Genomic DNA, 24114 nt, shown 5'->3' on the forward strand with positions numbered 1-24114 from the left:
TCGGTGACCCTGCACCGAGGCGGCTCACGCCGACGCTCTCCGGCGCCGCCGACCACCGGCTTCGATATCCGGACAATAGTTGCACGACAGAGCCTCTGTCGGGCATTCGTGTGTATCCCCACATCGTGTCGCCGGGCGTTGTCGCCATCACCCGTGACCGGCACGGACCGGGGTCGATCCGGTCCCCGTCCACCGGGATCAGCGGATGCCGGCCGCGTCCATGCCGCGCAGCTCCTTCTTGAGGTCGGAGATCTCGTCGCGGAGCCGACCGGCGAGCTCGAACTGCAGATCCCGGGCGGCGTTCATCATCTGCGCGGTGAGTGAGGCGATGAGATCGGCGAGCTCGGCCCGCGGCATGGCCGACACATCGCGCTTCTCGATGACACCGGCGCTGATCGACTTGCTGACCTCACCCTGCGCGCGTCGACCGCGGCTGGCGTTGCGGCCCGAGCCACCGATCTCCACCGCGTCCTCCGCCTCGCGGTAGACCTGGTCGAGGATGTCGGCGATCTTCTTGCGCAGCGGCTGCGGATCGACGCCCGCGGCCTTGTTGTAGGCGACCTGCTTCTCGCGACGCCGATCGGTCTCGTCGATCGCGTTGCGCATCGAGTCGGTGATCTTGTCGGCGTACATGTGCACCTCACCCGAAACGTTGCGGGCCGCGCGACCGATCGTCTGGATCAGGCTGGTGGTGCTGCGGAGGAAGCCCTCCTTGTCGGCGTCGAGGATCGCGACCAACGACACCTCCGGCAGGTCGAGGCCCTCGCGGAGGAGGTTGATGCCGACGAGGACGTCGTAGTCGCCACCGCGGAGTTGTCGCAGCAGCTCGACCCGGCGCAACGTGTCGACCTCGGAGTGCAGATACCGGACGCGGATCCCCATCTCGAGCAGGTAGTCGGTGAGGTCCTCGGCCATCTTCTTGGTCAGCGTGGTCACCAGCACGCGTTCGTCGCGTTCGGTGCGCAGGTTGATCTCGTGGACGAGGTCGTCGATCTGGCCCTTGGTGGGCTTGACCACGACCTGGGGGTCGACCAGACCGGTCGGACGGATGACCTGCTCGACGAACTCGCCGTTGGACTGACCCAGCTCGTATGGCCCGGGGGTGGCCGACAGGTACACGGTCTGGCCGATGCGGTCGACGAACTCGTCCCAGGTCAGCGGACGGTTGTCGACCGCCGAGGGCAACCGGAACCCGAAGTCGACCAGGTTGCGCTTGCGCGACATGTCGCCCTCGTACATGCCGCCGATCTGCGGGACCGTGACGTGTGACTCGTCGATGACCAGCAGGAAATCGTCGGGGAAGTAGTCGATGAGCGTGGCCGGCGCGGTGCCCGGTCCGCGACCGTCGATGTGGCGCGAGTAGTTCTCGATACCCGAACAGAAGCCGACCTGACGCATCATCTCCAGGTCGTAGGTGGTGCGCATGCGCAGGCGCTGCGCCTCGAGCAGCTTGCCCTTGCCCTCGAGGTCGGCCAGGCGCTCGGCGAGTTCGTCCTCGATACTCGCCATGGCGCGCTCCATGCGCTCGGGCCCCGCCACGTAGTGGGTGGCGGGGAAGATGCGCAGCGTGTCGACCTGGCGGACCACGTCACCGGTGAGCGGGTGCAGGTAGTAGAGCGCCTCCACCTCGTCGCCGAAGAACTCGATGCGGACGGCGAGCTCCTCGTAGGACGGGATGATCTCCACGGTGTCGCCGCGCACACGGAAGCTGCCGCGGGTGAAACTCATGTCGTTGCGGCTGTACTGGACGTCGACGAGCAGACGCAGCAGGGCGTCGCGGTCGACCTCCTGGCCGACGTCGAGGTGGATCGAGCGGTCCATGTACGACTGCGGGGTACCGAGACCGTAGATGCACGAGACCGACGCCACCACGACGACATCGCGGCGCGACAGCAGACTCGAGGTCGCCGAGTGGCGCAACCGCTCGACGTCGTCGTTGATCGACGAGTCCTTCTCGATGTAGGTGTCGGTCTGGGCGATGTAGGCCTCGGGTTGGTAGTAGTCGTAGTACGAGACGAAATACTCGACGGCGTTGTTGGGCAACATGTCCCGCAGCTCGTTGGCCAGCTGCGCGGCGAGAGTCTTGTTCGGCGCCATCACCAGGGTGGGGCGCTGCACCTTCTCGATGAGCCACGCCGTGGTCGCGGATTTACCGGTACCGGTGGCACCGAGCAGGACGATGTCCTTCTCCCCCGCGTTGATGCGCTGTTCGAGCGCGGCGATCGCCGCCGGTTGGTCACCGGCGGGCGAGTGTTCGCTGACCACCTCGAAGGCGGCCTCGGACCGTTCGATGTCGCCGACGGGTCGATGCTCGGAGTGGGCGACGATGGGGTGTTCTGCCGCGAAAGCCATGTGCTCCAGAGTAGGCGCGGGGTCCGACAATCGCGCCGATCGTCCCGGGCTCCGATACCCTCCCGTCCCATGGACGGCTCGGGGTCGGTGGGTGTGCACCCACCCAAACGCGAGGTGTTCGACGTGCCCGCCATGACCAACACCGACAACAAGGGCGTGGTGCGCCCGGTGCGGACGTACACCGAGACGTCGTTCGGTCTCTACATGTCACGGACCGCCGACCACCCGCGTTTCCACCACCTCGAGTCGTGGCTGCTGCCCGCCCTGGGGTTGCGGGCCAGCATCTTCCACTTCGTGGAGGGCCACCGGACCGGACAGCGCCTCTACCTCGACGTCGGCCGCTTCGCCGGTCCCGACGCCGACGGACGCTGGCACGCCGAGGACTGGTATCTCGACCTCGTGGACGTGCCCGGTACCCCTCTCGAACTCATCGACGTCGACGAACTCGTCGAGGCACACGCCGCCGGCCTGATGTCGACGACCGAGACGGTGCGCGCGGTGGAGATCGCGACAGCCGCGCTGGTGGGCTGCGCCGAACGCGACCACGACATCGACCGATGGTTGGCCGACGTCGGTGCACCGCTGCGCTGGCTCGACGAACGCGCAGGTCAGTCGGGGGCCCCGGCGTCCGACATCACGCGCGGATAGACCTCGTCGAACCAGGGTTCCTTGGCCTCGACATACGCGGTCGCGTCGCCCCGCGCCGACGCCTCCGCGGACCGTTTGACCGAGAGATACTCCGCCCGCAGGTCCGCATCGGCGATCAGCCGATCGCGGAACGCGACGGCGAACCGCGCGTTGGCCGAACCCTCCACACGGACGTGGACGTTCGCGTGCCGGCCGGGATCGGCGGCGACGTGCAGCGCCTTCACCCAGTCCTGCGGGTCGTCGGCGCCGGGTTTCGGCCGGTCGGCGCCGATGCCCTCGACGTGGGGGAAACCGCCGTCGGCGAGCAGGTCCGCGAGGGCCGCGATGCCCTCGACGCCGGCGACGGTCACCTGCAGGTCGATGACGTCCTTCGCATCGAGATCGGGGACCGCCGTCGAACCGATGTGCTCGACCCGGATCGCCTTGTCGCCGCACACCGCCTGCAGGCGATGTACCAACCTGCGTCCCTGACGTGCCCAGGTGGGGTCCGCCGACATCAGCGCCACGGATCCGCGTGCCGCACGCGTGCGCGACCGCACGTTGGCCTCGTACGGCACCAGTCGCTCGTCCCAGAGTCGCGCGGCCGCGTCGGCCAGGGCCGCGGCGGTGCTGCTGTTGTCGAGCCAGACGTCGGCGACCTCCCGTCGCTGGTCGACCGAGGCCTGGGAACGGATGCGCGCGCGGGCGTCGTCGGCATCCATTCCGCGCAGCTCGGTGAGACGCTGCACCCGCAGGTCCTCGTCGGCGTGGACGATGACGACGAGGTGGAAGAACGGGGCCATCGAACCCTCGACGAGCAGCGGGACGTCCTGCACCACCACGGCGTCGTCGGGTGCGGCCTGCAGCATCTCCCAGGTCCGTGCACCCACGAGCGGGTGCACGATCGCGTTGAGGCGCTTGCGTTGGTCCTCGTCGACGAAGGCCTTCGCCGCGAGCGCCGGCCGATCCAGATCGCCGTCGGCGGTCAGGATGTCGCCGCCGAATGCCTCGACAAGAGCGGCGAGACCGTCGCTGCCCTTCGCGACGACCTCACGGGCGATGACGTCGGCGTCGATGAGATAGGCGCCGCGTTCGGTGAACGTGCGTGCGACGGTCGATTTGCCGGCGCCGATGCCACCGGTGAGGCCCACTCTGATCACGGCGACCAGTCTGTCAGAACCGGCGAGAGGCCCGGCAGCGTACGGCGGGCTACCGGGGCGTGACGCCGAGAAGGTAGGACAGCTGCGTGGCGAGCGGGTTCAGGTTGAGCTTGTCGGGATCCTTCTTGGGCGTCCGATCCCAGGGCTGGGCGACGCCGGGATCGGCGAATCGCGCGTTCTGGGCGCCGCGGACGTCGGTCGGATTCCCCTGCGACACAGCACATCGTGCGTCGCGGTTGAACGCGAAGTCGTCGTAGTCGATGTCGAAGTTCGGGTTCTTGCGTTTCTCGGCGGCGATGATCGCCTGCGTTCCCTCGTAGCCCACGGTGCAGTCGGGTGGGTTGTTGGTCTCCAACACGGCCCCGAAACGAATCGTCCCGTCGCCCGGGGCGGTGGAGTAGCTGCCACTCGACAGGGAGGAGAGCATGTTGATCGCGGGCCCCACGAGCGGGAAGGTGCCGCGGATGTTGCGGACGTCGGTGGCGAGATCGCGCAGCACCGAGGTCAGATCGCCGCCGCTGCGTTCGATGAGGGCCGCGATCTGTGTTGCGCTGGTCTGACCCGTGGTCAGCAGGCGCCGCAGATCGGGATCGCTCGTCGCGAGCTGCGCGGTCACCAGACCCAGGTTCTTCGACCAGTCGAGAATCGCGTCGGACTGATCGGCCTGCGTCGACAACACCGTGTCGCTGTTGCGGATCAGCGAGATCGTCGCGGGGAGATTGTCGTTGCCCGACTTCGACAGGTTCGCCAGCGAGTCCACCAGCACCCGCAGGTTCTCGCCGTTGCCGTTGAACGCCTTCCCGAGCTCGGTGATCACCGTGTTCAGGTCGCCCAGCGGCACCGATTCGGTGAAGTCGACCGCCGAGGCCAGGACGTCCTGGACCGGGGTCGGGATCGAGGTGTCGGAGATGACCGACCCGTCCTCGAGGTAGGGGCCACCCACGCTCGAGGGCCGCAGATCGACGTACTGCTCACCGATCGCCGACCGGTTGGCCACCACGGCCTGCGCGGTCGCCGGCACCTTCGGACCACCCGAATCGAGGTTCAACGCGACACGGACACCGTCGGGACGCAGCGTGAGCGCGCCCACGCGCCCGATCGGGACACCCTGGTAGGTGACCTCGGCGTTGGTGAAGATGCCGCCGGAGTCGGTGAAGTCAGCGTTCACGGTGTAGATCCCGACTCCGACGAGGTTGTCGATGCGGGCGTATTTCACCGCCAGCACGACGCCGAAAAGGGTCGCCACGACCACCAGGACGATGATCTGCCGTACCTGGAACCGGCTCACCATGTTCACAGCGTCGCCACCTCATCCTCTCGACGGTCGCCTGCCGAGGGTCGTGGTGTCACCACGTCACGCGTGCGCCGGGAAGAACACTGTCACAGAGGATCTGACGTTTTCAACGATCGATGGCACGGTTGGCCACGTCCGAGTAGTCGCGTTCGACACCCCGACGGCATCGGTGTGACACGGGTCACCACAACGGGCAGATCGGTCGAATCAGCGGCGATCGACATTGCCCATCGCAGATGTGATCGCGCCGCACAGACGACCGTGGGCCCCTCCTCGTGATGAGGAAGGGCCCACGGCCGAACGACGTGCGGGAGGTGTCAGGCGTTGCCGGACAGCTTCTCGCGCAGTGCTGCGAGCTGCTCGTCGCTGGCGAGCGAACCACCCCGTGCCGGCGCGGTTGCACCGGTCGAGGAGGAGCCACCCTCCGACGGGCCGGCCGAGGCCGACTCCGACGAGTAGTCGGTCGGGGCGTTGGCCGCCTCTTCCGCTGCCTTGGCGAACTTCTCGATCTGGGCGGTGTGCATCTTGTGACGACGCTCGGCCTCGGCGTACCGCTGCTCCCAGGCCTCACGCTGCTTCTCGAAGCCCTCGAGCCACTCGTTGGTGTCGGGGTCGAAGCCCTCGGGGAAGATGTAGTTCCCCTGCTCGTCGTAGCTGTCGGCCATGCCGTACTTCGAGGGGTCGAACTCCTCGGTGTAGTCCTCGTTGGCCTGCTTCAGGCTCAGCGAGATACGACGACGCTCGAGGTCGATGTCGATGACCTTGACCATCGCGTCGTCGTTGACCGCGACGACCTGATCGGGCACCTCGACGTGGCGCTCGGCCAGCTCCGAGATGTGCACGAGGCCCTCGATGCCCTCTTCCACGCGGACGAACGCACCGAACGGGACCAGCTTGGTGACCTTGCCGGGCACGATCTGACCGATCGCGTGGGTCCGGGCGAACTGACGCCACGGATCTTCCTGGGTCGCCTTGAGCGACAGCGACACACGCTCGCGGTCGAGATCGACGTCGAGCACCTCGACGGTGACCTCGTCACCGACGGCGACGACCTCGGACGGGTGGTCGATGTGCTTCCACGACAGCTCGGAGACGTGCACCAGACCGTCGACGCCGCCGAGATCGACGAACGCACCGAAGTTGACGATCGACGACACGACGCCCTTGCGGACCTGACCCTTGGCCAGCTGGTGCAGGAACTCGCTGCGGACCTCGGACTGGGTCTGCTCGAGCCATGCACGGCGCGACAGGACCACGTTGTTGCGGTTCTTGTCGAGCTCGATGATCTTGGCCTCGATCTCCTTGCCGATGTACGGCTGCAGATCGCGCACGCGACGCATCTCCACCAGCGACGCCGGGAGGAAGCCACGCAGACCGATGTCGAGGATGAGACCACCCTTGACGACCTCGATGACGGTGCCCTTGACGGCCTCGTCCTTCTCCTTGAGCTCCTCGATCGTTCCCCAGGCACGCTCGTACTGCGCGCGCTTCTTGGAGAGGATCAGCCGACCTTCCTTGTCCTCCTTGGTGAGGACGAGGGCTTCGACAGCATCGCCGACGTTGACGACCTCGTTGGGGTCGACGTCGTGCTTGATGGACAGCTCACGCGAGGGGATGACGCCCTCGGTCTTGTACCCGATGTCTAGCAGGACCTCGTCGCGGTCGACCTTGACGATGGTTCCCTCGACGATGTCGCCATCGTTGAAGTACTTGATCGTGGCGTCGATTGCGGCGAGGAAATCCTCGGCAGTGCCAATGTCGTTGATGGCAACTTGCGGCGAGATGATGGTGGACGGCATATGTTGGGTTGCTCCGGACAGTGTCGTAGTAGGGGTGATCGTGCGGGTTGTGGTCCGATGAGGACATGACTTCCCACGCGGGCGTGGGCACGCGCGTGACTCAGGCTACGCCAGGCGCTGTGTCCTGGGCAAATGGCCTCGATCGCCCTCCGAGACGCCCCCTGCCGGCATCGCCACGACGCAGTGTCCGGGAGCGCAGGTGAACAGACCGACCACACGTCTTCGGCCCGACTCGGCCGCCAGTGAGGACGCCAACCGACGGTGGTGGGACTCCGACGCCGCGAGCTATCACGCCGAGCACGGCCGCTTTCTCGGTGCCGACTCCCCCGAGGGCGAGTTCGTGTGGTGTCCCGAAGGCCTGCACGAAGGTGACGCCGGACTGCTCGGCGAGGTCTTCGGACGCGACGTCCTCGAGGTCGGGTGCGGGTCGGCCCCGTGTGCGCGATGGCTGGTCGGTCGGGGCGCTCGGGTCATCGGGCTCGACGTGTCGGCGGCGATGCTGCGCAGCGGCACCGTCACCGCGGGATCGGACGGTCCGTCGCTGGTGCAGGCGGGTGCGGAGAACCTCCCCTTCGCCGACGCCTCCTTCGACATCGCCTGCTCGGCGTTCGGCGCGGTGCCCTTCGTGGCCGATTCGGCGCGGGTGATGGCGGAGGTCGCCCGGGTCCTGCGGCCCGGCGGACGGTGGGTCTTCGCCGTCAACCATCCGGTGCGCTGGATCTTCCCCGACGACCCCGGGCCGGTCGGCCTCACCGTCGCCATCCCCTACTTCGACCGGTCGCCGTACGTCGAGGTCGACGACGACGGGACGGTGACCTACGTCGAACACCATCGGACCATCGGTGACCGCGTCCGCGAGATCCGGGCGGCGGGGTTGGTGCTCGACGACATCGTCGAACCGGAGTGGCCGGAGTGGCTCGAGCAGGAGTGGGGGCAGTGGAGCCCGCTCCGCGGTCAGTACTTCCCCGGCACCGCGATCTTCTGCTGCACCAGACCCGCCTGAGCGCCCGTCACAGCGACGCCATCAGGGTGCGCGTGGCGTCGTCGGCCGGGTGAAACAACTCGAGGGTCAGTTCGTCGACGGTCACGTCGAGCGCGGTCTGCACCGATGCGGCCATGGACAGGAACGTCAGGTCGCCCACCCGGTGGCGGAGCCGCAACTCCACCGCGACGCCCGCAGGGCCCGCGTCGACCGAGCTCGGCTGCGGATAACCGCGGACCTCGTCGAGCAGTTCGGTCAGCCGGGGGTCGCCGGTTCGGTTCGCCCGGCGGGTCAGCTGGGACAGCAGGTGTTCGCGCCACGGGCCGAGGTCGGTGATCCGCGGGGCCAGACCATCCGGGTGGAGACCGAGACGGATGACGTTGATCGGCGGGGTGAGCAGTTCGAGCGAACACCCTTCGGCGATCGCGGCGACGGCCGCGTTCGCCTCCACCACGTCGAAGTGCCGGTCGAGAACCACCGCGGGGAACGGCATGTGTGCGGCGAGCACGCGACGAAGGGCATCGCGGACGGTGGCCAGCGCGGGGGCATCGAGATCGCGTTCGCCGTAGGCCGGCGCGTATCCCCCGGCCAGCAGCAGCTGATTGCGTTCGCGCAGAGGCACATCGAGACTGTCGGCGATCCGCAGGATCATTTCGGCCGTCGGCCGCGATCGACCGGTCTCGATGAAACTGACGTGCCTGCTGGAGATCCCCGCCTCGATCGCGAGGTCGAGCTGGCTGCGTCGTCGGCTGTTGCGCCACTGCCGCAGCAACTCCCCGACCGCCGGGCCGTCGAGGGCGCGCGACGCACTGTGGACCACCATGCGCCGACACTAGGCGATCCGACGTCGCCGCGACCATTACCTCCCGGGTAATCGACTGGGGCGCAACACCGCGCCGACACTGACGGAACCGGATCGTCCGACAACGAAGGGACCCATCATGAACGGCCACACCGACACCGTCGACCTCGACGGCCTCGTCGATCGCTACCTCGACATCTGGAACGACACCGACCCGGTCGCGCGGCGCGAGAAGATCGACACCCTGTTCGCCGGCGACGGACGCTATGTCGACCCGCTGGCCACCGCGCGTGGCCGCGGCGAGTTCGACGAGCTCGTCGCGGGCGCGCAACGTCAGTTCGCGGGTCTCACCTTCCGGCGGGGACACGTGTTCGACGCCCACCACGACCTCGCGCGGTTCACGTGGGAACTGGCCACCGACCGCGACGCCGAGCCGATCGCCGTCGGATTCGACGTGGTCGAGGTCGACGGCGCCGGCAGGATCCATCGGGTGAGCGGGTTCCTCGACGTGATGCCCGCCTGAGGCGGTCAGAGAATCCGGGACAGGAACGCTTGTGTGCGCTCCTGTTTCGGGTTCGACAGCACCTCGCTGGGCACGCCGCTCTCGACGATGCGGCCACCGTCCATGAAGACCAGCTTGTCGGCGACCTCACGGGCGAAACCCATCTCGTGGGTGACGACGATCATCGTCATCCCCTCGCCGGCGAGTGTGCGCATCACGGTGAGCACCTCGCCGACCAACTCCGGGTCGAGGGCCGAGGTGGGCTCGTCGAAGAGCATGAGCTTCGGGTCCATCGCGAGGGCTCGGGCGATCGCGAGACGCTGCTGCTGCCCACCCGACAACTGGGCCGGGTAGGCGGTGGCCTTGTCGGACAGTCCGACCTGTCCGAGCAGATCCTCGGCGCGGGCGATGGCGGCCTTCTTCGACACGCCCTTCACGCGGATCGGCGCCTCGATGATGTTGTTCAGAGCGGTGCGGTGTCCGAAGAGATTGAAGTGCTGGAACACCATCCCGATGTCGCGGCGTTGATGCGCGGCCTGTTTGGGGCTCAGTTCGTAGAGCTTGCCGTTGGCCTCGCGATACCCGATGAGCTCGCCGTCGACGTAGAGCCGACCGGCGTTCACCGACTCGAGATGGTTCACGCAGCGCAGGAACGTCGACTTGCCGGAGCCGGACGGGCCGACGATGCACATGACCTCGCCCGGGTCGACGTCGAGCGAGATCCCCTTGAGGACCTCGAGGGCGCCGAAGTTCTTGCAGACCTGTTCGGCCCGCACCATCGGGGTCATTGGCCGCGTCCTCCCGTCGACTGTGCGCTGGCGAGCGCCTCCAGTTGCTTGCCGGTGAGCACACGGCTCGAGCCGCGCGAGTAGTACCGCTCGACGTAGAACTGGCCGACCATCAGCACACTGGTCACCGCGAGGTACCAGGTGGAGGCGACCAGCAGCAGCGGGATGGGCTGGAAGTTGACGCCCGCGATGTCGTTGGCGCGACCGTAGAGTTCGGCGCTGTAGGGGACGGCCGTGACCAGCGTCGTCGTCTTGAGCATGCTGATCACCTCGTTCCCGGTCGGCGGGATGATCACCCGCATCGCCTGCGGCAACACCGTGCGCCACATGGTCTGTCCCCAACTCATGCCGAGCGCCTTCGACGCCTCGGTCTGCCCCTCACCGACCGACAGGATGCCGGCGCGCACGATCTCCGCCATGTACGCCGACTCGTTGAGCGCCAGGCCGATCATCGCGAAGGTGAACGCCGCGTTGAGATCCTGGATGTCGAAGTGCGCGAACTGGACGGTGAACGGGATGCCGAGGTCGATGGTCTTGTAGATCGACGGAAAGAGACCCCAGAACACCAGCTGCACGTAGACCGGCGTCCCGCGGAAGATCCACAGGTACACCCATCCCACCGACCGCAACACCCGGTTCGGCGACAGCCGCATCACCGCGAGCAGCGCGCCGAGGACGACGCCGATGATCATGGCGAGCACGGTGAGGGCCAGCGTGTAACCGACCCCGGACAGGATCCGGGTGTCGAACAGGTACTTGCCGTAGGTCGACCAGCCGTAGGCGGGATTGGTCGCGGCGCCGTAGACGAACAGCACCACCAGGACCACCACGACGACCGCCGCGACGATCTGTCCGGGCTTGCGGACCGGGATGGCCTTGATCGGGACCGGGTCGGCGGCAGAGGTCGCCACGGGTTCGGTGGAAGACATCGAGATCGTCAGACAGACGGCGCGGTCAGTTGATCGCGCCGTTGATCACCGCGGTCGGGATCGCCCCGGCCTGCACACCCCACGACTTCGTGATCTCCAGGTAGGCACCACTGTCGATCAGACTCTGCACGGCCTTCTGGAGCACCGGCCCCAGCGCGGAGCCCTTGGCCACCGGGTAGCCGTACGGGGCGGAGTCGAAGACCGCACCGGCGGTGGCGAGCTTCCCGCCCGACTGCTTGATGGCGTAGGCGGTGACCGGTGAGTCGGCCGACATCGCATCGACCTTGCCCAGAACGACGGCGTTGGTGGCGTCGGCCTGGCTGTCGAACTTCACCTTGTCGATGGCGGGCTTGCCCGCGTCGGTGCACGCCTTGCTCTTCGCCGGGACCTCGTCGGTGTCCTCGGTGGTGTCGGACTGCACCGCCACCCGCAGGCCGCACGCATTGTTCGGATCGACCGATTTGCCCGCCGGCGCCGCCCACTGGACACCCGCGCTGTAGTAGGTGACGAAATCCACCTGCTGCTCACGCTCTTTCGAGTCGGTGAACGACGACATGCCCATGTCGTAGGTGCCCTGCTGGACGGCGGGGATGATCTTGGCGAAGTCCGATTCCTTGTACTCGGCCGTCACGCCGAGGGTTTTCGCGATCGCGTTCACGAGATCGACGTCGAAGCCGACGATCTTGCCGCTGGGATCCTTGAACTCGTTGGGCGAGTAGGGAACATTGACACCGACCACCAGTCGACCCGAGGACTTGACCTTGTCCGGGAGCTGCGCGGCCAGCGCGTCGTTCTTCGACACGGCGATGCTCGAGGCGCCGGCGGACGGTGCCGTCCCGGACGTGCCCTCGCTGTTGGTACAGCCGGCGGCCGTGAGCGCCACCAGGGCGGTCGCGGCGATGGTGGTGATCAGATGTGGTCGTCGCACAGGTCGTTCCCCTCGAGATCCATGGCGACGTGAGGTCGGATCGTCGCCTCTCGTGACAGTAGACGACCCCGACCGTCGGCGAGTGGTGAGTGGCCACAGCGCGGACACTGGACCGATGGCGCATTCCATCGAACTGCTGCTCGATCCCGACTCCGACGCCGCCGTGCGGCGGATGTGGGCGGCCCTGCTCTCCGACGACCTGCCGAGTCAGGGCGCGCACCGGTCGAATTCGAACCGACCGCACATCACGCTGATCGCCGCCGCACGCATCGACGCCGGTGTCGACGCCGTCGTCGGCGGGCTCGCGGACCGGTTCCCCCTGACGGTGGACGTCGGTGCGACAGTGGTCTTCCGGGGGCGTCGGTCGACGGTCGCCCGGCTCGTCGTGGCGAATCGGGAACTGCTCGCACTCCACCGCGACCTCCACCACCTCGCAGCGCCGTTCGTCGACGGGGATGTCGTCGACCACTGCACCCCGGATCACTGGACACCGCATCTCACGGTGGCGCGTCGGGTGCCCGACGACCAGCTCGGCCGATGCATCGCGGTCGCCGACGACGCGGGTCAGGGCGCGGCGGTCACCGCGACCATCACGGGATTGCGGCGGTGGGACGGTGACGCCCGTGAGGACGTCGAACTCATCGGCGTCCGACGGGATCGCGGGAGGTGATCGCGCCACCGATACCGCGTGACGCGGTGGGACGTGTGAGCACCGACTCCCAGTAGGAGTCCGGCATCTCGTCGCCCGCCCGCAGGACCAGCCCCAGCCCGACGGCCATGAGGATCCCCAGGATCCCCAGCCAGAGACCCGCGGTGGCGATGAGCGTCCAGGCGACGATCACCAGCGGACGCCACGGATCGAACGCGATCAGCAGCGGCGCGAACGTGAACGCAGCACCCACGTAGAACGCCGACAGGTTCTTGTCACCGAGGATGACCACACGTAACCAACGGGGTGCGCTGGTGGGCAGTGATGCATGCGCCGGGGCTGTCACGGGATCGCCTCGCCTTCGGTGTCGATGTCGATGGGTTCATCATCGCGACATCGACACCGGTGAGTCGATTACCTCGGAGGTAACGCGACAGCGCTCAGTGCGCCGCCTCGTCCCACGACGTGCCGAAACCGACCGAGACATCGAGCGGCACCGACAGTTCGATCGCCGACCCCATCTTCGCGCGCACCATCTCCTCGAGCTGATCGTGCTCGCCGTCGGCAACCTCGAAGACCAGTTCGTCGTGCACCTGCAGCAGCATCCGCGAATCCATCTCCGCGGCACGTAAGGCGTTCTGCACGTTGATCATCGCGACCTTGATGATGTCGGCGGCCGTGCCCTGGATCGGCGCGTTGAGCGCGGCACGCTCGGCCACGTCGCGACGCTGCCGGTTGTCACTGTTGAGATCGGGGAGATAGCGACGGCGACCGAACAGCGTGGAGGTGTACTCGTTGCGGCGCGCCTCCTCGACGGTCTCGTGCAGGTAATCGCGCACGCCGCCGAACCGGGAGAAGTACGCCTCCATCTGCTCCTTCGCCTCGGTGGTGCTGATCTTCAGCTGCGCCGACAGCCCGAAAGCACTGAGCCCGTACGCGAGTCCGTACGACATCGCCTTCACCCGACGACGCATGTCCGCGGTCACCTCGTCGATCGGGACACCGAACGCCCGCGACCCAACGAAACTGTGCAGGTCCTCTCCGGTGTTGAACGCCTCGATGAGTCCGGCATCGGCGGACAGGTGCGCCATGATGCGCATCTCGATCTGGCTGTAGTCGGCCGTCATCAGCGACTCGAACCGCCGGCCGGGCGCCTCCCCCACCACGAATCCCTTGCGGATGTCGCGGCCGGCGTCGGTCCGTACCGGGATGTTCTGCAGGTTCGGTTCGGTCGACGACAACCGACCGGTCGCGGCGATCGTCTGATTGAAGGTCGTGTGGATCCGGCCGTCGTCGGAGACCGACTTCAACAGCCCGTCGACGGTGACCTTGAGCCTGGTCGCGTCGCGATGTTCGAGGAGATGGGCGAGGAACGGGTGCTCGGTCTTGTCGAACAACGACTGCAACGCGTCGGCGTCGGTGGTGTACCCGGTCTTGGTGCGCTTGGTCTTGGGCATCTCGAGCTTGTCGAACAGCACGGCCTGCAGCTGTTTCGGCGAGCCGAGGTTGATCTGTTCGCCGATCACCTCGTAGGCCTGGTCGGCGGCCGACCGGATCCGGTCGGCGAACCGCGACTCGAGGTCACCGAGATGACCGGAGTCGACCGCGATGCCCGCGGCCTCGATGTCGGCGAGCACCACCAGCAGCGGCAGCTCCATCTCGGTGAGCAGGGCGAGGGAATCGATGTCGGTGAGCTCGCCGTCGAGCGTGGCCGCCAACTCGTGCACCGCCTGGGCGGCGATCATCTCCTGTTCGGCACGACGGGTGTCGTCGGCCCCCTCGTCGTCGAGTAGCGACATCTGGCCCTCGTCGGCGACATCGTCCGCGCGTAGTTCCCGCCGCAGATAGCGAAGGGCGAGATCGTCGAGGTTGAAGGAGCGCTGCCCGGGACGGACCAGGTAGGCCGCCAGCGAGGTGTCGCTGGTGATCCCGGCGATCGCCCACCCGCGCCCACGCAGCGCGTGGATGGCCCACTTCGCCTCGTGGATCGCCTTGGCGCACGTCGGGTCGGCCAACCATTCCGCCAGCGCCGCCTCGTCGTCGGCGTCGGCGATCGCCGTGTCGAGCCAGGCCGCCTCTCCGTCCTCGGCGGCGAACGCGATCCCCTCGGTGTCGGATCCGTGCACGCGTGCGGGCCCCACCACCGACAGCGCCGTGCGACCGGTACGGGCGTGGGCGTCGAGCCAGTCCCGCACCGTCCCGGAGGCCAGCACCTGCCCGCGGACCTCGAAGCCGGCCTCGGCCTCGGGCTCCACCGAGCTCAGCGTGGTGAAGATGCGGTCGCGGAGGACGCGGAACTCGAGATCGTCGAACAGCTGGTGGATCCGCTCGCGGTCCCAGGGCTGCAGCGCGAGATCCTCGGGCGCGGTCGGCAGGTCCATGTCGCGGACCAGTTCGGTCAGGCGCCGGTTCATGAGAACCGAGGCCAGGTGCTCGCGGAGGGCGTCGCCGACCTTGCCCTTCACCGCGTCGACGTTGTGCACCAGCGCCTCGAGCGATCCGTACTCCCGGATCCATTTCGCCGCGGTCTTCTCCCCGACCCCGGGGATGCCCGGGAGGTTGTCACTCGGATCACCGCGCAGCGCAGCATAATCCGGGTATTGGGAGGGGGTGAGGCCGTATTTCTTGTCGACCTCCTCGGGGGTGAACCGGGTCAGCTCCGACACCCCGCGCTTGGGGTAGAGCACGGTGGTGTGATCGTCGACGAGCTGCAGTGAATCGCGGTCGCCGGTGACGACGAGCACGCGGAAGTCCTGCGCGCGGGCCTGCGTGGTGAGGGTCGCGATGATGTCGTCGGCCTCGTAGCCCTCGATGGCCATCACCGGGATACCCATCGCCGCGAGGACGTCCTTGGTCAGATCGACCTGGCCGTTGAACTCGTCGGGCGACTTGCTGCGCTGCGCCTTGTACTCGGGGTACATCTCCGCCCGGAACGTCTGGCGGGACACGTCGAACGCGGCGGCGATGTGCGAGGGCTGCTCGTCGCGCAACAGGTTGATGAGCATCGAGGTGAACCCGTAGACGGCGTTGGTGGTCTGACCCGACGCGGTCTTGAAGTTCTCCGCAGGCAGGGCGAAGAACGCCCGATAGGCCAGGGAATGACCGTCGAGGAGCATGAGGGTCGGCGACCCGGCGATGCCGGTCTTGGCTGCGGTGGTTCCGGTAGGGCTCACACCGAACCACTCTAGAGAGCCGGTCGGACACGCTGCGCCGACCTGCGACATGTCGGTCGGGAATGCGCTTCGCCCGGCCGGGTGTCCGTTCGGGCACTAGAGTCCCAACTCACGGTGAACAACGCCGCGCCCGGGTCGCATTGCGCCGGAGAAGAACATCTGTGGAGGTGGACGGCCCGATGCACGGCATTGTTTCGCGGGGACCCGCGAGGCCGCGACATCCACGGGGGACCGCGGTGATCCGATGGTGCGCAACGATCCTGGTGACCGCATTCGCGTCGATGATCCTGGCCTCGACGCTGGCGTCGACGGCATCGGCCGCCCCTGGCGACGTCCGCATCTTCGGCAACCTGCGCAACGGGACCGAGCGTGTGGCCGACGTGACGGTCACCGCGAAGGACACCGGCGGGGCCACGGTGGGCACGGCGAAGTCCAGCGCCACCGGCGCCTGGTCGATCAGCCTGCCCCCGGGCAACTATGTGGTCTCCATCGACGAGTCGACACTGCCCAAGGGCATCTCCGTCCAGGAGAAGACGCGGTCGATCCCCGTGGTGTTGACCGCGGGCACCGACCGGCCGGTCATCTTCTCCTTCGGCGCCGAACGGACCTCCACCGAGGTCTCGGCGGTGTCGAAGCTGACGCGACTGGCCATCGACGGTCTGCGGTTCGGTCTCATCATCGCGATCACCGGCGTCGGGTTGAGCCTGATCTTCGGCACGACCGGTCTGACCAACTTCGCCCACGGTGAGCTCGTGACCCTCGGTGCGGTCATCGCCTGGGCCATCAACGTGAAACTGGGCCTCAACCTCATCCTGGCCACCGTCATCGCGGTGGTGATCGGCGCGGGCATCGGTGTCGCCAACGAGCTGGGCATCTGGCGTCTGCTGCGGCGCCGACGATCGGGGTTGGTCGCACAGCTCGTCGTGTCGATCGGGTTGTCGCTGGTCGCGCGCTACCTGATCCTGATCTTCTTCTCCGACCGGTCGGAGCCCTTCGCCGACTACCAGGTCCAGACCCAGATCGGTTCAGGCGCCTTCGCCATCACCCCGGTCAACCTCTTCTGCATCATCGTCAGCCTGGTGGTGCTCGTGGCCGTGGCCACCATGTTGCAACGCACCCGGATCGGCAAGGCGATGCGCGCGGTCGCCGACAACCGGGACCTCGCGGCCTCGTCGGGCATCGACGTCGACCGCGTCATCCTGTTCGTCTGGGCGCTCGCCGGCGCGCTGGCCACCCTCGGCGGCGTTCTATTCGCCCTGTCGGAACTGTCGGGCCGGGTCCAGTGGGAGATGGGGTTCAAGCTGTTGCTGCTCATGTTCGCCGGCATCACCCTGGGCGGTCTGGGTACCGCCTACGGCGCGCTCCTCGGCTGCGTGATCGTCGGTCTCCTCGTCCAGCTCTCGACGTACTGGGTCAACCCCGACCTGAAGTACATCGGCGGTCTGGTCGTCCTGATCGTCATCCTCGCCATACGACCCCAGGGCATCCTCGGATCCCGCGCACGGATCGGCTGACGACATGGATCTCATCGCAGCTCTGCAGACGTCGCTCGCCCAGCTCGTGGGGCCCTCGGCGATCTTCTACGCACTCCTGGCCATCGGGCTGAACCTGCACTTCGGCTACACCGGCCTGCTGAACTTCGGGCAGATCGGTTTCGCCCTCCTCGGTGGCTACGGCGTCGGCATCATGTCGGTGAAGTACGACCTGCCGTTGTGGGCCGGGGCGATCATCGGCGTCGTCGCCGCGGGCGTCCTCGCCCTCGTGCTCGGCCTCCCCACCCTGCGCCTGCGCGCGGACTACCTCGCCATCGTCACCATCGCGGCCTCGGAGATCCTGCGGCTGATATTCCGATCGACCTCCACCGACAGCGTGACGGGGTCGACGAACGGCCTCTTCGGCTACGCCGACGGTTTCTATTCGCTGAGCCCGTTCGACAACGGCAAGCAGTATTCGTTCATCGGCATCAAGTTCCAGGGCAGCGACCTGTGGTCGATGGTGATCGGCTGGATCCTGGTGGCGCTGCTGTGCCTGTTCGTCTTCCTTCTGGTCCGCAGTCCCTGGGGACGCGTGCTCAAGGCGGTGCGCGAGGACGAGGACGCCGCGCGGTCGGTCGGCAAGAACGCCTACTTCTACAAGATGCAGGCGCTCGTGCTCGGCGGGTGCATCGGCGGCCTCGCCGGGGTGTTCAACGCCCTGCAGACACAGTCGATCAACCCCGATTTCTACTCCACCGCCCAGACCTTCTTCGCCTACGGCGCACTGATCCTCGGTGGCGCGGCCACCGTGTTCGGTCCGGTCCTCGGCGCGATGCTGTTCTGGTTCCTGCTCTCGATCCCCGATGTGCTGCTGCGCCAGGCCACCTCGGGCGACAACCCCATCCTCGACCTCAGCCAGCAACAGGTCGGTGCCATCCGGTACGTCCTGCTCGGTGTCGCCATCGCCCTGATGATGGTGTTCCGCCCGCAGGGCATCCTGGGCAACAAGCGGGAGGTGCAACTCGATGCCAAGTGACACGCCCCAGACCTCGACGTCGCGGACGTCGACCATCGCGACCCCACGGCTCACGGCGCTCTCGGCCGAGGAACGTGCACAGATCTTCTCGACCGTCGACCCCCTGCCGGGGAGCGCGAAACCCGACGCGATCATCACCGTCGACGGCATCACCCGGAAGTTCGGCGGGCTCACCGCCGTCGACGTCGCCCACCTGGAGATCCAGCGGGGCGCCATCACCGGACTGATCGGGCCCAACGGTGCGGGCAAGACGACGTTCTTCAACCTCATCACCGGATTCGACAAACCGAACACCGGGACGTGGTCACTCAACGGCGACCCGCTGGGCAAGCTCGTCCCGCACCAGGTCTCGCGCCGCGGCATGGTGCGCACGTTCCAGCTGACCCGCGCGCTGGCGAAGTTGTCGGTGCTCGACAACGTGCGTCTCGGCGGTCGCCACCAGCGTGGGGAGCACTTCCTCGCCGCGTTGGCCCCGTGGACCTGGAGCAAGCAGGAAGCCGAGATCACCGAGCGGGCCCACGCCCTGCTGCGACGATTTCGTCTCGAGGAGAAGGCGAACGACTACGCCGGGTCGCTGTCCGGCGGCCAGCGCAAGCTCCTGGAGATGGCCCGGGCACTCATGTGCGATCCCGAGGTGGTGATGCTCGACGAGCCGATGGCCGGCGTGAATCCCGCACTCACACAGAGTCTTCTGGAGCACATCAAGTCGTTGCGCGAGGACGGCATGACCGTCGTCTTCGTCGAACACGACATGGACGTCATCCGCGACATCAGCGACTGGGTGGTGGTGATGGCGCAGGGCACCGTCATCGCCGAGTCCCTCCCCGACCGACTCGGTGACAACGAGGCGGTGGTCGACGCGTACCTCGGCGGACATCACGACCAGGCACTCGAGTTCGATGCCGACGGCAACCCGGTCGGCGAGACCGCGGTGCTCGCCCACGAGGTGGACGAGGCAATCGAGGAGACCCTGCAGGCGGGCGGTGACCTCTCCGCCCCTCCGCCCACGGTGACCTCGCCCCGACACGACCCGACACCCCACGACGACGCCGAGGAGAAGCCATGAGCGAGTCCGACGGCCTCCAGAAGGGTGGCGGGAAAGTCGATCTGACACCGGCCCAGCTGGCCGCGACACCCGCCGAGCACCAGCGACGTGCCGGCAACGCCCTGATCCGTGCCGACGACATCACCGCCGGCTACCTACCGGGTATCGACATCCTCTCCGAGTGCAATTTCTACCTCGACGACGGTGAGATCGTCGGCATCATCGGACCCAACGGCGCGGGCAAGTCGACGCTGCTGAAGGCGTTGTTCGGATTGATCCCGATCCGCAACGGCTCGGTTCGCCTGCGCGACACCGACATCACCTCGGCCAAGGCACACACCCTCGTCCAGGCCGGTGTGGGGTACGTCCCGCAGACGCAGAACGTGTTCCCCGCGTTGACGATCGAGGAGAACCTCGAGATGGGGATCTACCTGCGACCCAAGAAGTTCGCCGAGCGTTTCGACGTGGTCGCCGACCTGTTCCCCCTCCTGTCCGAACGCCGCAAGGTGAAGGCGGGGTCGTTGTCGGGCGGTGAGCGCCAGATGGTGGCCATGGGCCGTGCTCTCATGATGGAACCGTCGGTACTGCTGCTCGACGAGCCGTCGGCGGGTCTGTCGCCGATGTTCCAGGATCAGGTCTTCATCCGGTGCAAGGCCATCAACGCCACGGGTGTGTCGATCATCCTGGTGGAGCAGAACGCGCGCCGGTGTCTGCAGATCTGCGACCGCGGGTACGTCCTCGACCAGGGACGCAACGCGTACACCGACACCGGGGAGCGGCTGCGCAACGACCCGAAGATCATCGAGCTCTATCTGGGAACGTTGGCCGGTAGCTCCGAGAAGTAGAGAAGGACACCACTTCTCGGCTCGCGGCCTCGCCCGGCCGCTGAGACGACACGACCCCGCACCCCCTCTCGGGGATGCGAGGTCGTGTCTGTTCGTGGGTTACTTGCCGGCGACCGAGACGTACTTGCGGACGGGGCTGAGCAACTTGTTCGATCCGTCGAACTCCAGGATCCCGTAGGAACCGATCGACGGCTCACCCGCCTCGTTGAAGTCGAGGGTTCCGGTGACACCGTCGTAGTCGATGTCGCGGCCCTGGTTCACGAGGTCGAGGCACGCCTTGTACGAGGTGCACTTCTCGCCACCGGAGGTGACCGAGTTGATCTGGGCGGCGATCGACCGTCCGTTCGTCGACTTCGCCTGTGCCGCAGCCAGAGCCGAGATGACGGTCGCGTCGTAGCTCTCACCGCCGTAGTTGAAGTCGATCAGCGACGGGTCGACGGACTTGAGTCGCTGCTCGAACTCGGCGCCGGTGTTGGTGAGCGGCGTCGTGCCCTTCATGCCCTTGAGCACACCTGCACCGACAGCCTTGCCGAGGGCGTTGCCCATGTTGCCGTCGACGCCGTAGACCGACTTGCCGTCCGTCGGTCCGATGCCCACCTCGTGCATGCGGGTGATGATCTTCGCGCTCTCGTCGAAGCCGATCACCGCGATGCCGTCGGGGTTGAAGTTCTTCACCTGGTCGACCTCGGCGTTGAACGACTGCGCGTTGGGGTCGTAGATGATCTTCTGGATCTGATCGGCCGGGATGCCCGCGGCCTCGAGGTTGGTGATCGCCTCGGTCGCGAGCCCTGTGCCGTAGGGATCGTTGAGCGCCAGCACCGACACGCGTTGCACGCCGTCGGCCGCCATGGTCTGCGCGAGCGCCTGGCCCTGCAGGGTGTCGGCGGGGGCGGTTCGGAAGTACTGCCCCTTGTCGCGGTAACAGGTGAACTGGTCGGAGGTGTTGGCCGGGGAGAACATGACGACGCCCGCGGTCGCGACCTTGTCGATCACCTTCAGCGACACCGACGACGACGCGGCACCGATGATGACCTGCGTACCGGCCCCGATCTCGCGGTCGACGGTGGCGTTCGCGGTGTCGGTGGTGGTGTCACCGGAGTCGCCGGTGACCTCTTCCACCGGCTTGCCCAGCACGCCGCCGTTGTCGTTGATGTCCTTCACGGCGAGCTTCACGCCGGCGAACTCCGGCGGGCCGAGGAAGGCGAGGCTGCCGGTGGCGGGCAGGAGGGTGCCGACCTTGAGTGCCGCGGTGCTGACCGGCCCCGGCGTGGCCTTCTCGACCGTGGGGCAGTTCAGTTTCTGCGCGAGGCCGAGGCCGGCGGGTGCCGGAGTCGACTCGATGCTCACACTCTCCGACGGTGCGCCCGAGGACTCCCCGGAACTCCCGCTGTCACTGCTGCTGCACGCAGCCAGTGTCATGACCGACACCGCTGCGACCACTGCACCACTCATGAGATGGCGACCCGACATCAAAATGTTCTCCTTGCGACATGACGGCCGAGGAGGCATGCATCAGCATCCGAACCTTCCCTCGGTCCGGTAAAGCTAGCGCGGTCGTGTTGCCCGTGAGTAACATTCGCCGAAAACCGGCGCTCTACCCCTGTGCGGCGGTGTCGAGGGTCTCGATGACGACCACCGCGACGGCCTTCATGGTCGTCCTGCGGTCCATCGCGGCGCGCTGGATCCACGTGAACGCCTCGGGCTCCGTTAATGATTGACTGCTCATCAACAATCCTTTGGCGCGCTCGACGAGCTTGCGCGTCTCCAAACGCTCGGTCATGTCGGCGATCTCGCCCTCGAGCGTCGTGAGTTCGGTGTAGCGACTGACCGCCACCTCGATCGCGGGGACGAGATCGGCCTTGCTGAACGGCTTCACCAGATACGCGAGAGCTCCGGCGTCGCGGGCCTTCTCGACGAAATCGCGTTGCGAGAACGCGGTCAACATGACGACCGGCGCGAGCCGCTTCTGCGCGATCTCGGCGGCGGCGTCGATCCCGTCGCGGACGGGCATCTTGATGTCCATGATCACGAGGTCGGGGCGGAGCGACTCGGTGAGATCGACCGCCACCTGTCCGTTCGGCGCCTCACCGACGACGTCGTATCCCTCCTCACGGAGCATCTCCATGAGGTCCATCCGGATGAGCGAGTCGTCCTCGGCCACCAGCACCCGGTGCGCGGGGCGGCTACGCGCCGCACGCTGCTCGGGCGCGGTGGGTCGGGCGGGTTCGGCGGGCGACGCTGATGTCACAGGAGGACCTCCATGGTGTTCTGCCCGGTCGATGCCGGGGCGGACCCGATCACCAGGGGTCCGATTCCCCTGGACAGTACCGGTTGGCACGTGCGGTCGCCGATCCACTACCGTGGTCCCTCGTGCCACCGGCCGCCCCGCGCGCCCACGGCATCGACGCGCCCCCGTAGCCCAATTGGCAGAGGCAACGGATTCAAAACCCGTCCAGTGTCAGTTCGAGTCTGACCGGGGGCACCCACAAAACCGCATCTGAACTGCAGTTTCGCATTTCACCCCTGCCACACGCTCGATCTCATGGGGCATTTATGTGGCAAACGGTTGTCCACGTCTGGGTTCTTGGGTCCGTGACCTGCCCATATAAGGCGACCCCCGTAGGTGTTCTCAGCACCTGACGAGGGTCTCGGACACACGGAGATCACCCGCATGAACCGTTCTACAAGTCTATCTATTGACCCTGCCCTCGCCGCCGATATCGCGGCTGTGGCGCGGGCGGTGTTCGACGCTCTACCCGACACCCATCCCCTACGCCCAGACTTCGCACCTGCACTGTGGGCGCTGGACGACGCGATTGAGTCCCGTCATCCTGTCGACGCCCTACTGACTGCGGTAGTGCAGCTCGTCGCCGCCATCACCTGCTAACCGTGCTCCCCTTCCGTCCCGTCTACGGGCCCCTGAGGGGCCGCTAGACGCATCTGACAGCGGTCGTTTTTCTCGGCAGGCCCGACCTTAACCAGCCCGTCCCGGTAGGTGCTGACAAGCGTCCCGAACCGGCGCGACGCGCCACCCCCACATCTGATCAATGTCGACGGTGGTCATACCTGGTTCCCCGCGCACTCGGCGTGAATGGGGGCGGTCAGGCGTGGGGTGACGACGGTCAGCGGAAAATTGGGAGGTCAGGCTTGGGAGGTCACCAAGCCAGGGCCACAGGTCCGTTCACGTGGGCCGTGACAGTGGCTACGACAGGTGGGTGTTGGTGTAGCAGCGGATACGCTAAACCGTTGCTACACAACAGCTTCGAGCAAGACTAGCGCTTGCGAACCTGTCTGGGGTGTGTCACAGTTGCCCGCATCCCGGCCACCCCGGACGGGCAACCGAACGGACCCCACATGACTGCACTGGCCACACCGATCGAGATGCTTGACGGGATCACCGACGACACCGTGTGTGGCGACGTAATCCGCACATGGATGCAATGGGAGGACATCACCGACGCGGGCGGAAGGGTCGCAGTCTCGGTGGTGTCCTGGCACACCTGTTTGACCGGACCGGCAACGAACGTCGTCGCCCACCTCGACCTAGCGATCCCCGGAGAACCGGTCATCGAGACATGTGTCGAGGGCCGCAACAACCTATGGGGCCTCGCCGGCCTACTCAACGCCGATCTGCACGCGGCGATGATCGAGGCATGGGACCGGGCATTGGCGTCCTATCCGCACACCCCGGCCTGACTGCGTGTCGCCGTCTTTGCGAACCCTCAGCG

General features: G+C 67.0%; 21 protein-coding genes and 1 tRNA gene. 10 read left to right on the forward strand and 12 right to left on the reverse strand.

Translation table 11 applies throughout. The features are described 5' to 3' along the window. Positions 1 to 198: 198 nt before the first annotated feature. The gene (gene uvrB, locus OG579_RS03700) at positions 199 to 2352 is read right to left on the reverse strand and encodes an excinuclease ABC subunit UvrB (protein ID WP_045823011.1); all 2154 of its coding nucleotides are present in this window, start codon (positions 2350 to 2352) and stop codon (positions 199 to 201) included. A gap of 69 nt (positions 2353 to 2421) precedes the next feature. On the opposite strand from uvrB, the gene OG579_RS03705 reads away from it, so the two are divergent. Then, on the forward strand, positions 2422 to 3000 hold the full coding sequence (locus OG579_RS03705) for a DUF402 domain-containing protein (RefSeq protein ID WP_328858135.1): 579 nt from the start codon (positions 2422 to 2424) through the stop codon (positions 2998 to 3000). Here the strand turns inward: OG579_RS03705 and coaE are convergent. From coaE to rpsA, 3 genes are all read right to left on the reverse strand, one after another. Beyond that, positions 2961 to 4139, reverse strand: coding sequence for a dephospho-CoA kinase (gene coaE, locus OG579_RS03710; RefSeq protein WP_328858136.1), 1179 nt, complete (start codon positions 4137 to 4139; stop codon positions 2961 to 2963). The two genes, OG579_RS03705 and coaE, sit on opposite strands and share 40 nt — an antisense overlap. A 49-nt stretch (positions 4140 to 4188) precedes the next feature. After that, positions 4189 to 5430 carry an MCE family protein gene (locus OG579_RS03715; RefSeq protein ID WP_328859147.1) on the reverse strand — a complete coding sequence of 414 codons (1242 nt, stop codon included), beginning with the start codon at positions 5428 to 5430 and terminating at the stop codon, positions 4189 to 4191. 320 nt (positions 5431 to 5750) lie between these two features. After that, a complete protein-coding gene (rpsA, locus tag OG579_RS03720) occupies positions 5751 to 7232 on the reverse strand; it encodes a 30S ribosomal protein S1 (protein ID WP_328858137.1) in 1482 nt (493 codons plus the stop codon). A 199-nt stretch (positions 7233 to 7431) separates the two neighbouring features. On the opposite strand from rpsA, the gene OG579_RS03725 reads away from it, so the two are divergent. Next, positions 7432 to 8235, forward strand: a complete 804-nt coding sequence (locus tag OG579_RS03725; RefSeq protein ID WP_328858138.1) for a class I SAM-dependent methyltransferase — start codon at positions 7432 to 7434, stop codon at positions 8233 to 8235. Between the two features lie 7 nt (positions 8236 to 8242). Here OG579_RS03725 and OG579_RS03730 read toward each other — a convergent pair whose 3' ends face one another. Beyond that, complete coding sequence (locus OG579_RS03730; protein ID WP_328858139.1) at positions 8243 to 9037, reverse strand: helix-turn-helix domain-containing protein; 795 nt, start codon at positions 9035 to 9037, stop codon at positions 8243 to 8245. 118 nt (positions 9038 to 9155) lie between these two features. Between OG579_RS03730 and OG579_RS03735 the strand changes: the two genes are divergently transcribed. Beyond that, a complete protein-coding gene (locus tag OG579_RS03735) occupies positions 9156 to 9539 on the forward strand; it encodes a nuclear transport factor 2 family protein (RefSeq protein WP_328858140.1) in 384 nt (127 codons plus the stop codon). A gap of 5 nt (positions 9540 to 9544) precedes the next feature. Here OG579_RS03735 and OG579_RS03740 read toward each other — a convergent pair whose 3' ends face one another. Genes OG579_RS03740 through OG579_RS03750 form a run of 3 tightly spaced genes read right to left on the reverse strand, consistent with a single transcriptional unit; the run spans position 9545 to position 12163 of the window. Further along, positions 9545 to 10306 (reverse strand): amino acid ABC transporter ATP-binding protein, encoded by a 762-nt coding sequence (locus tag OG579_RS03740; protein ID WP_328858141.1) that lies wholly within the window; start codon positions 10304 to 10306, stop codon positions 9545 to 9547. Next, the gene (locus OG579_RS03745; protein WP_328858142.1) at positions 10303 to 11235 is read right to left on the reverse strand and encodes an amino acid ABC transporter permease; all 933 of its coding nucleotides are present in this window, start codon (positions 11233 to 11235) and stop codon (positions 10303 to 10305) included. Before OG579_RS03745 ends, OG579_RS03740 begins: the two co-directional genes overlap by 4 nt. A gap of 25 nt (positions 11236 to 11260) precedes the next feature. Beyond that, positions 11261 to 12163 carry an ABC transporter substrate-binding protein gene (locus OG579_RS03750; RefSeq protein WP_328858143.1) on the reverse strand — a complete coding sequence of 301 codons (903 nt, stop codon included), beginning with the start codon at positions 12161 to 12163 and terminating at the stop codon, positions 11261 to 11263. A 115-nt stretch (positions 12164 to 12278) separates the two neighbouring features. Between OG579_RS03750 and OG579_RS03755 the strand changes: the two genes are divergently transcribed. After that, a complete protein-coding gene (locus OG579_RS03755; protein WP_328858144.1) occupies positions 12279 to 12833 on the forward strand; it encodes a 2'-5' RNA ligase family protein in 555 nt (184 codons plus the stop codon). On the opposite strand, the gene OG579_RS03760 is transcribed toward OG579_RS03755, so the two are convergent. Further along, positions 12802 to 13158 carry a hypothetical protein gene (locus OG579_RS03760; protein WP_045823020.1) on the reverse strand — a complete coding sequence of 119 codons (357 nt, stop codon included), beginning with the start codon at positions 13156 to 13158 and terminating at the stop codon, positions 12802 to 12804. The genes OG579_RS03755 and OG579_RS03760 overlap by 32 nt on opposite strands. Before the next feature lie 94 nt (positions 13159 to 13252). Next, complete coding sequence (gene polA, locus OG579_RS03765) at positions 13253 to 15928, reverse strand: DNA polymerase I (protein WP_328859148.1); 2676 nt, start codon at positions 15926 to 15928, stop codon at positions 13253 to 13255. Positions 15929 to 16266: 338 nt separating this feature from the next. Here polA and OG579_RS03770 point away from each other — a divergent pair, with 338 nt between their 5' ends. From OG579_RS03770 to OG579_RS03785, 4 genes are read left to right on the forward strand one after another with little or no spacing between them, the layout of a single operon-like run. Further along, a complete protein-coding gene (locus OG579_RS03770; protein ID WP_238981288.1) occupies positions 16267 to 17499 on the forward strand; it encodes a branched-chain amino acid ABC transporter permease in 1233 nt (410 codons plus the stop codon). Between the two features lie 4 nt (positions 17500 to 17503). Beyond that, positions 17504 to 18496 (forward strand): branched-chain amino acid ABC transporter permease, encoded by a 993-nt coding sequence (locus tag OG579_RS03775; protein ID WP_045823021.1) that lies wholly within the window; start codon positions 17504 to 17506, stop codon positions 18494 to 18496. Next, positions 18486 to 19562: an ABC transporter ATP-binding protein gene (locus OG579_RS03780; protein WP_328858145.1), complete on the forward strand. Its 1077-nt coding sequence runs from the start codon at positions 18486 to 18488 to the stop codon at positions 19560 to 19562. The genes OG579_RS03775 and OG579_RS03780 overlap by 11 nt, the downstream gene beginning before the upstream one ends. Next, positions 19559 to 20386, forward strand: coding sequence for an ABC transporter ATP-binding protein (locus tag OG579_RS03785; protein WP_045823023.1), 828 nt, complete (start codon positions 19559 to 19561; stop codon positions 20384 to 20386). The genes OG579_RS03780 and OG579_RS03785 overlap by 4 nt, the downstream gene beginning before the upstream one ends. Positions 20387 to 20485: 99 nt before the next feature. Here OG579_RS03785 and OG579_RS03790 read toward each other — a convergent pair whose 3' ends face one another. Together OG579_RS03790 and OG579_RS03795 are read right to left on the reverse strand one after the other, a co-directional pair. Further along, positions 20486 to 21856, reverse strand: a complete 1371-nt coding sequence (locus OG579_RS03790; protein ID WP_045823024.1) for an ABC transporter substrate-binding protein — start codon at positions 21854 to 21856, stop codon at positions 20486 to 20488. Between the two features lie 124 nt (positions 21857 to 21980). Then, positions 21981 to 22553: an ANTAR domain-containing response regulator gene (locus tag OG579_RS03795; protein WP_045823259.1), complete on the reverse strand. Its 573-nt coding sequence runs from the start codon at positions 22551 to 22553 to the stop codon at positions 21981 to 21983. 241 nt (positions 22554 to 22794) lie between these two features. On the opposite strand from OG579_RS03795, the gene OG579_RS03800 reads away from it, so the two are divergent. Then, positions 22795 to 22868: transfer RNA gene (locus OG579_RS03800), tRNA-Leu, on the forward strand. An 872-nt stretch (positions 22869 to 23740) separates the two neighbouring features. Further along, positions 23741 to 24082, forward strand: coding sequence for a hypothetical protein (locus OG579_RS03805; protein WP_328858146.1), 342 nt, complete (start codon positions 23741 to 23743; stop codon positions 24080 to 24082). The last annotated feature ends 32 nt before the right edge of the window (positions 24083 to 24114 follow it).

It is taken from the genome of Williamsia herbipolensis, from assembly GCF_036153515.1.
GTDB classification, from domain to species: Bacteria; Actinomycetota; Actinomycetes; order Mycobacteriales; family Mycobacteriaceae; genus Williamsia_A; species Williamsia_A herbipolensis.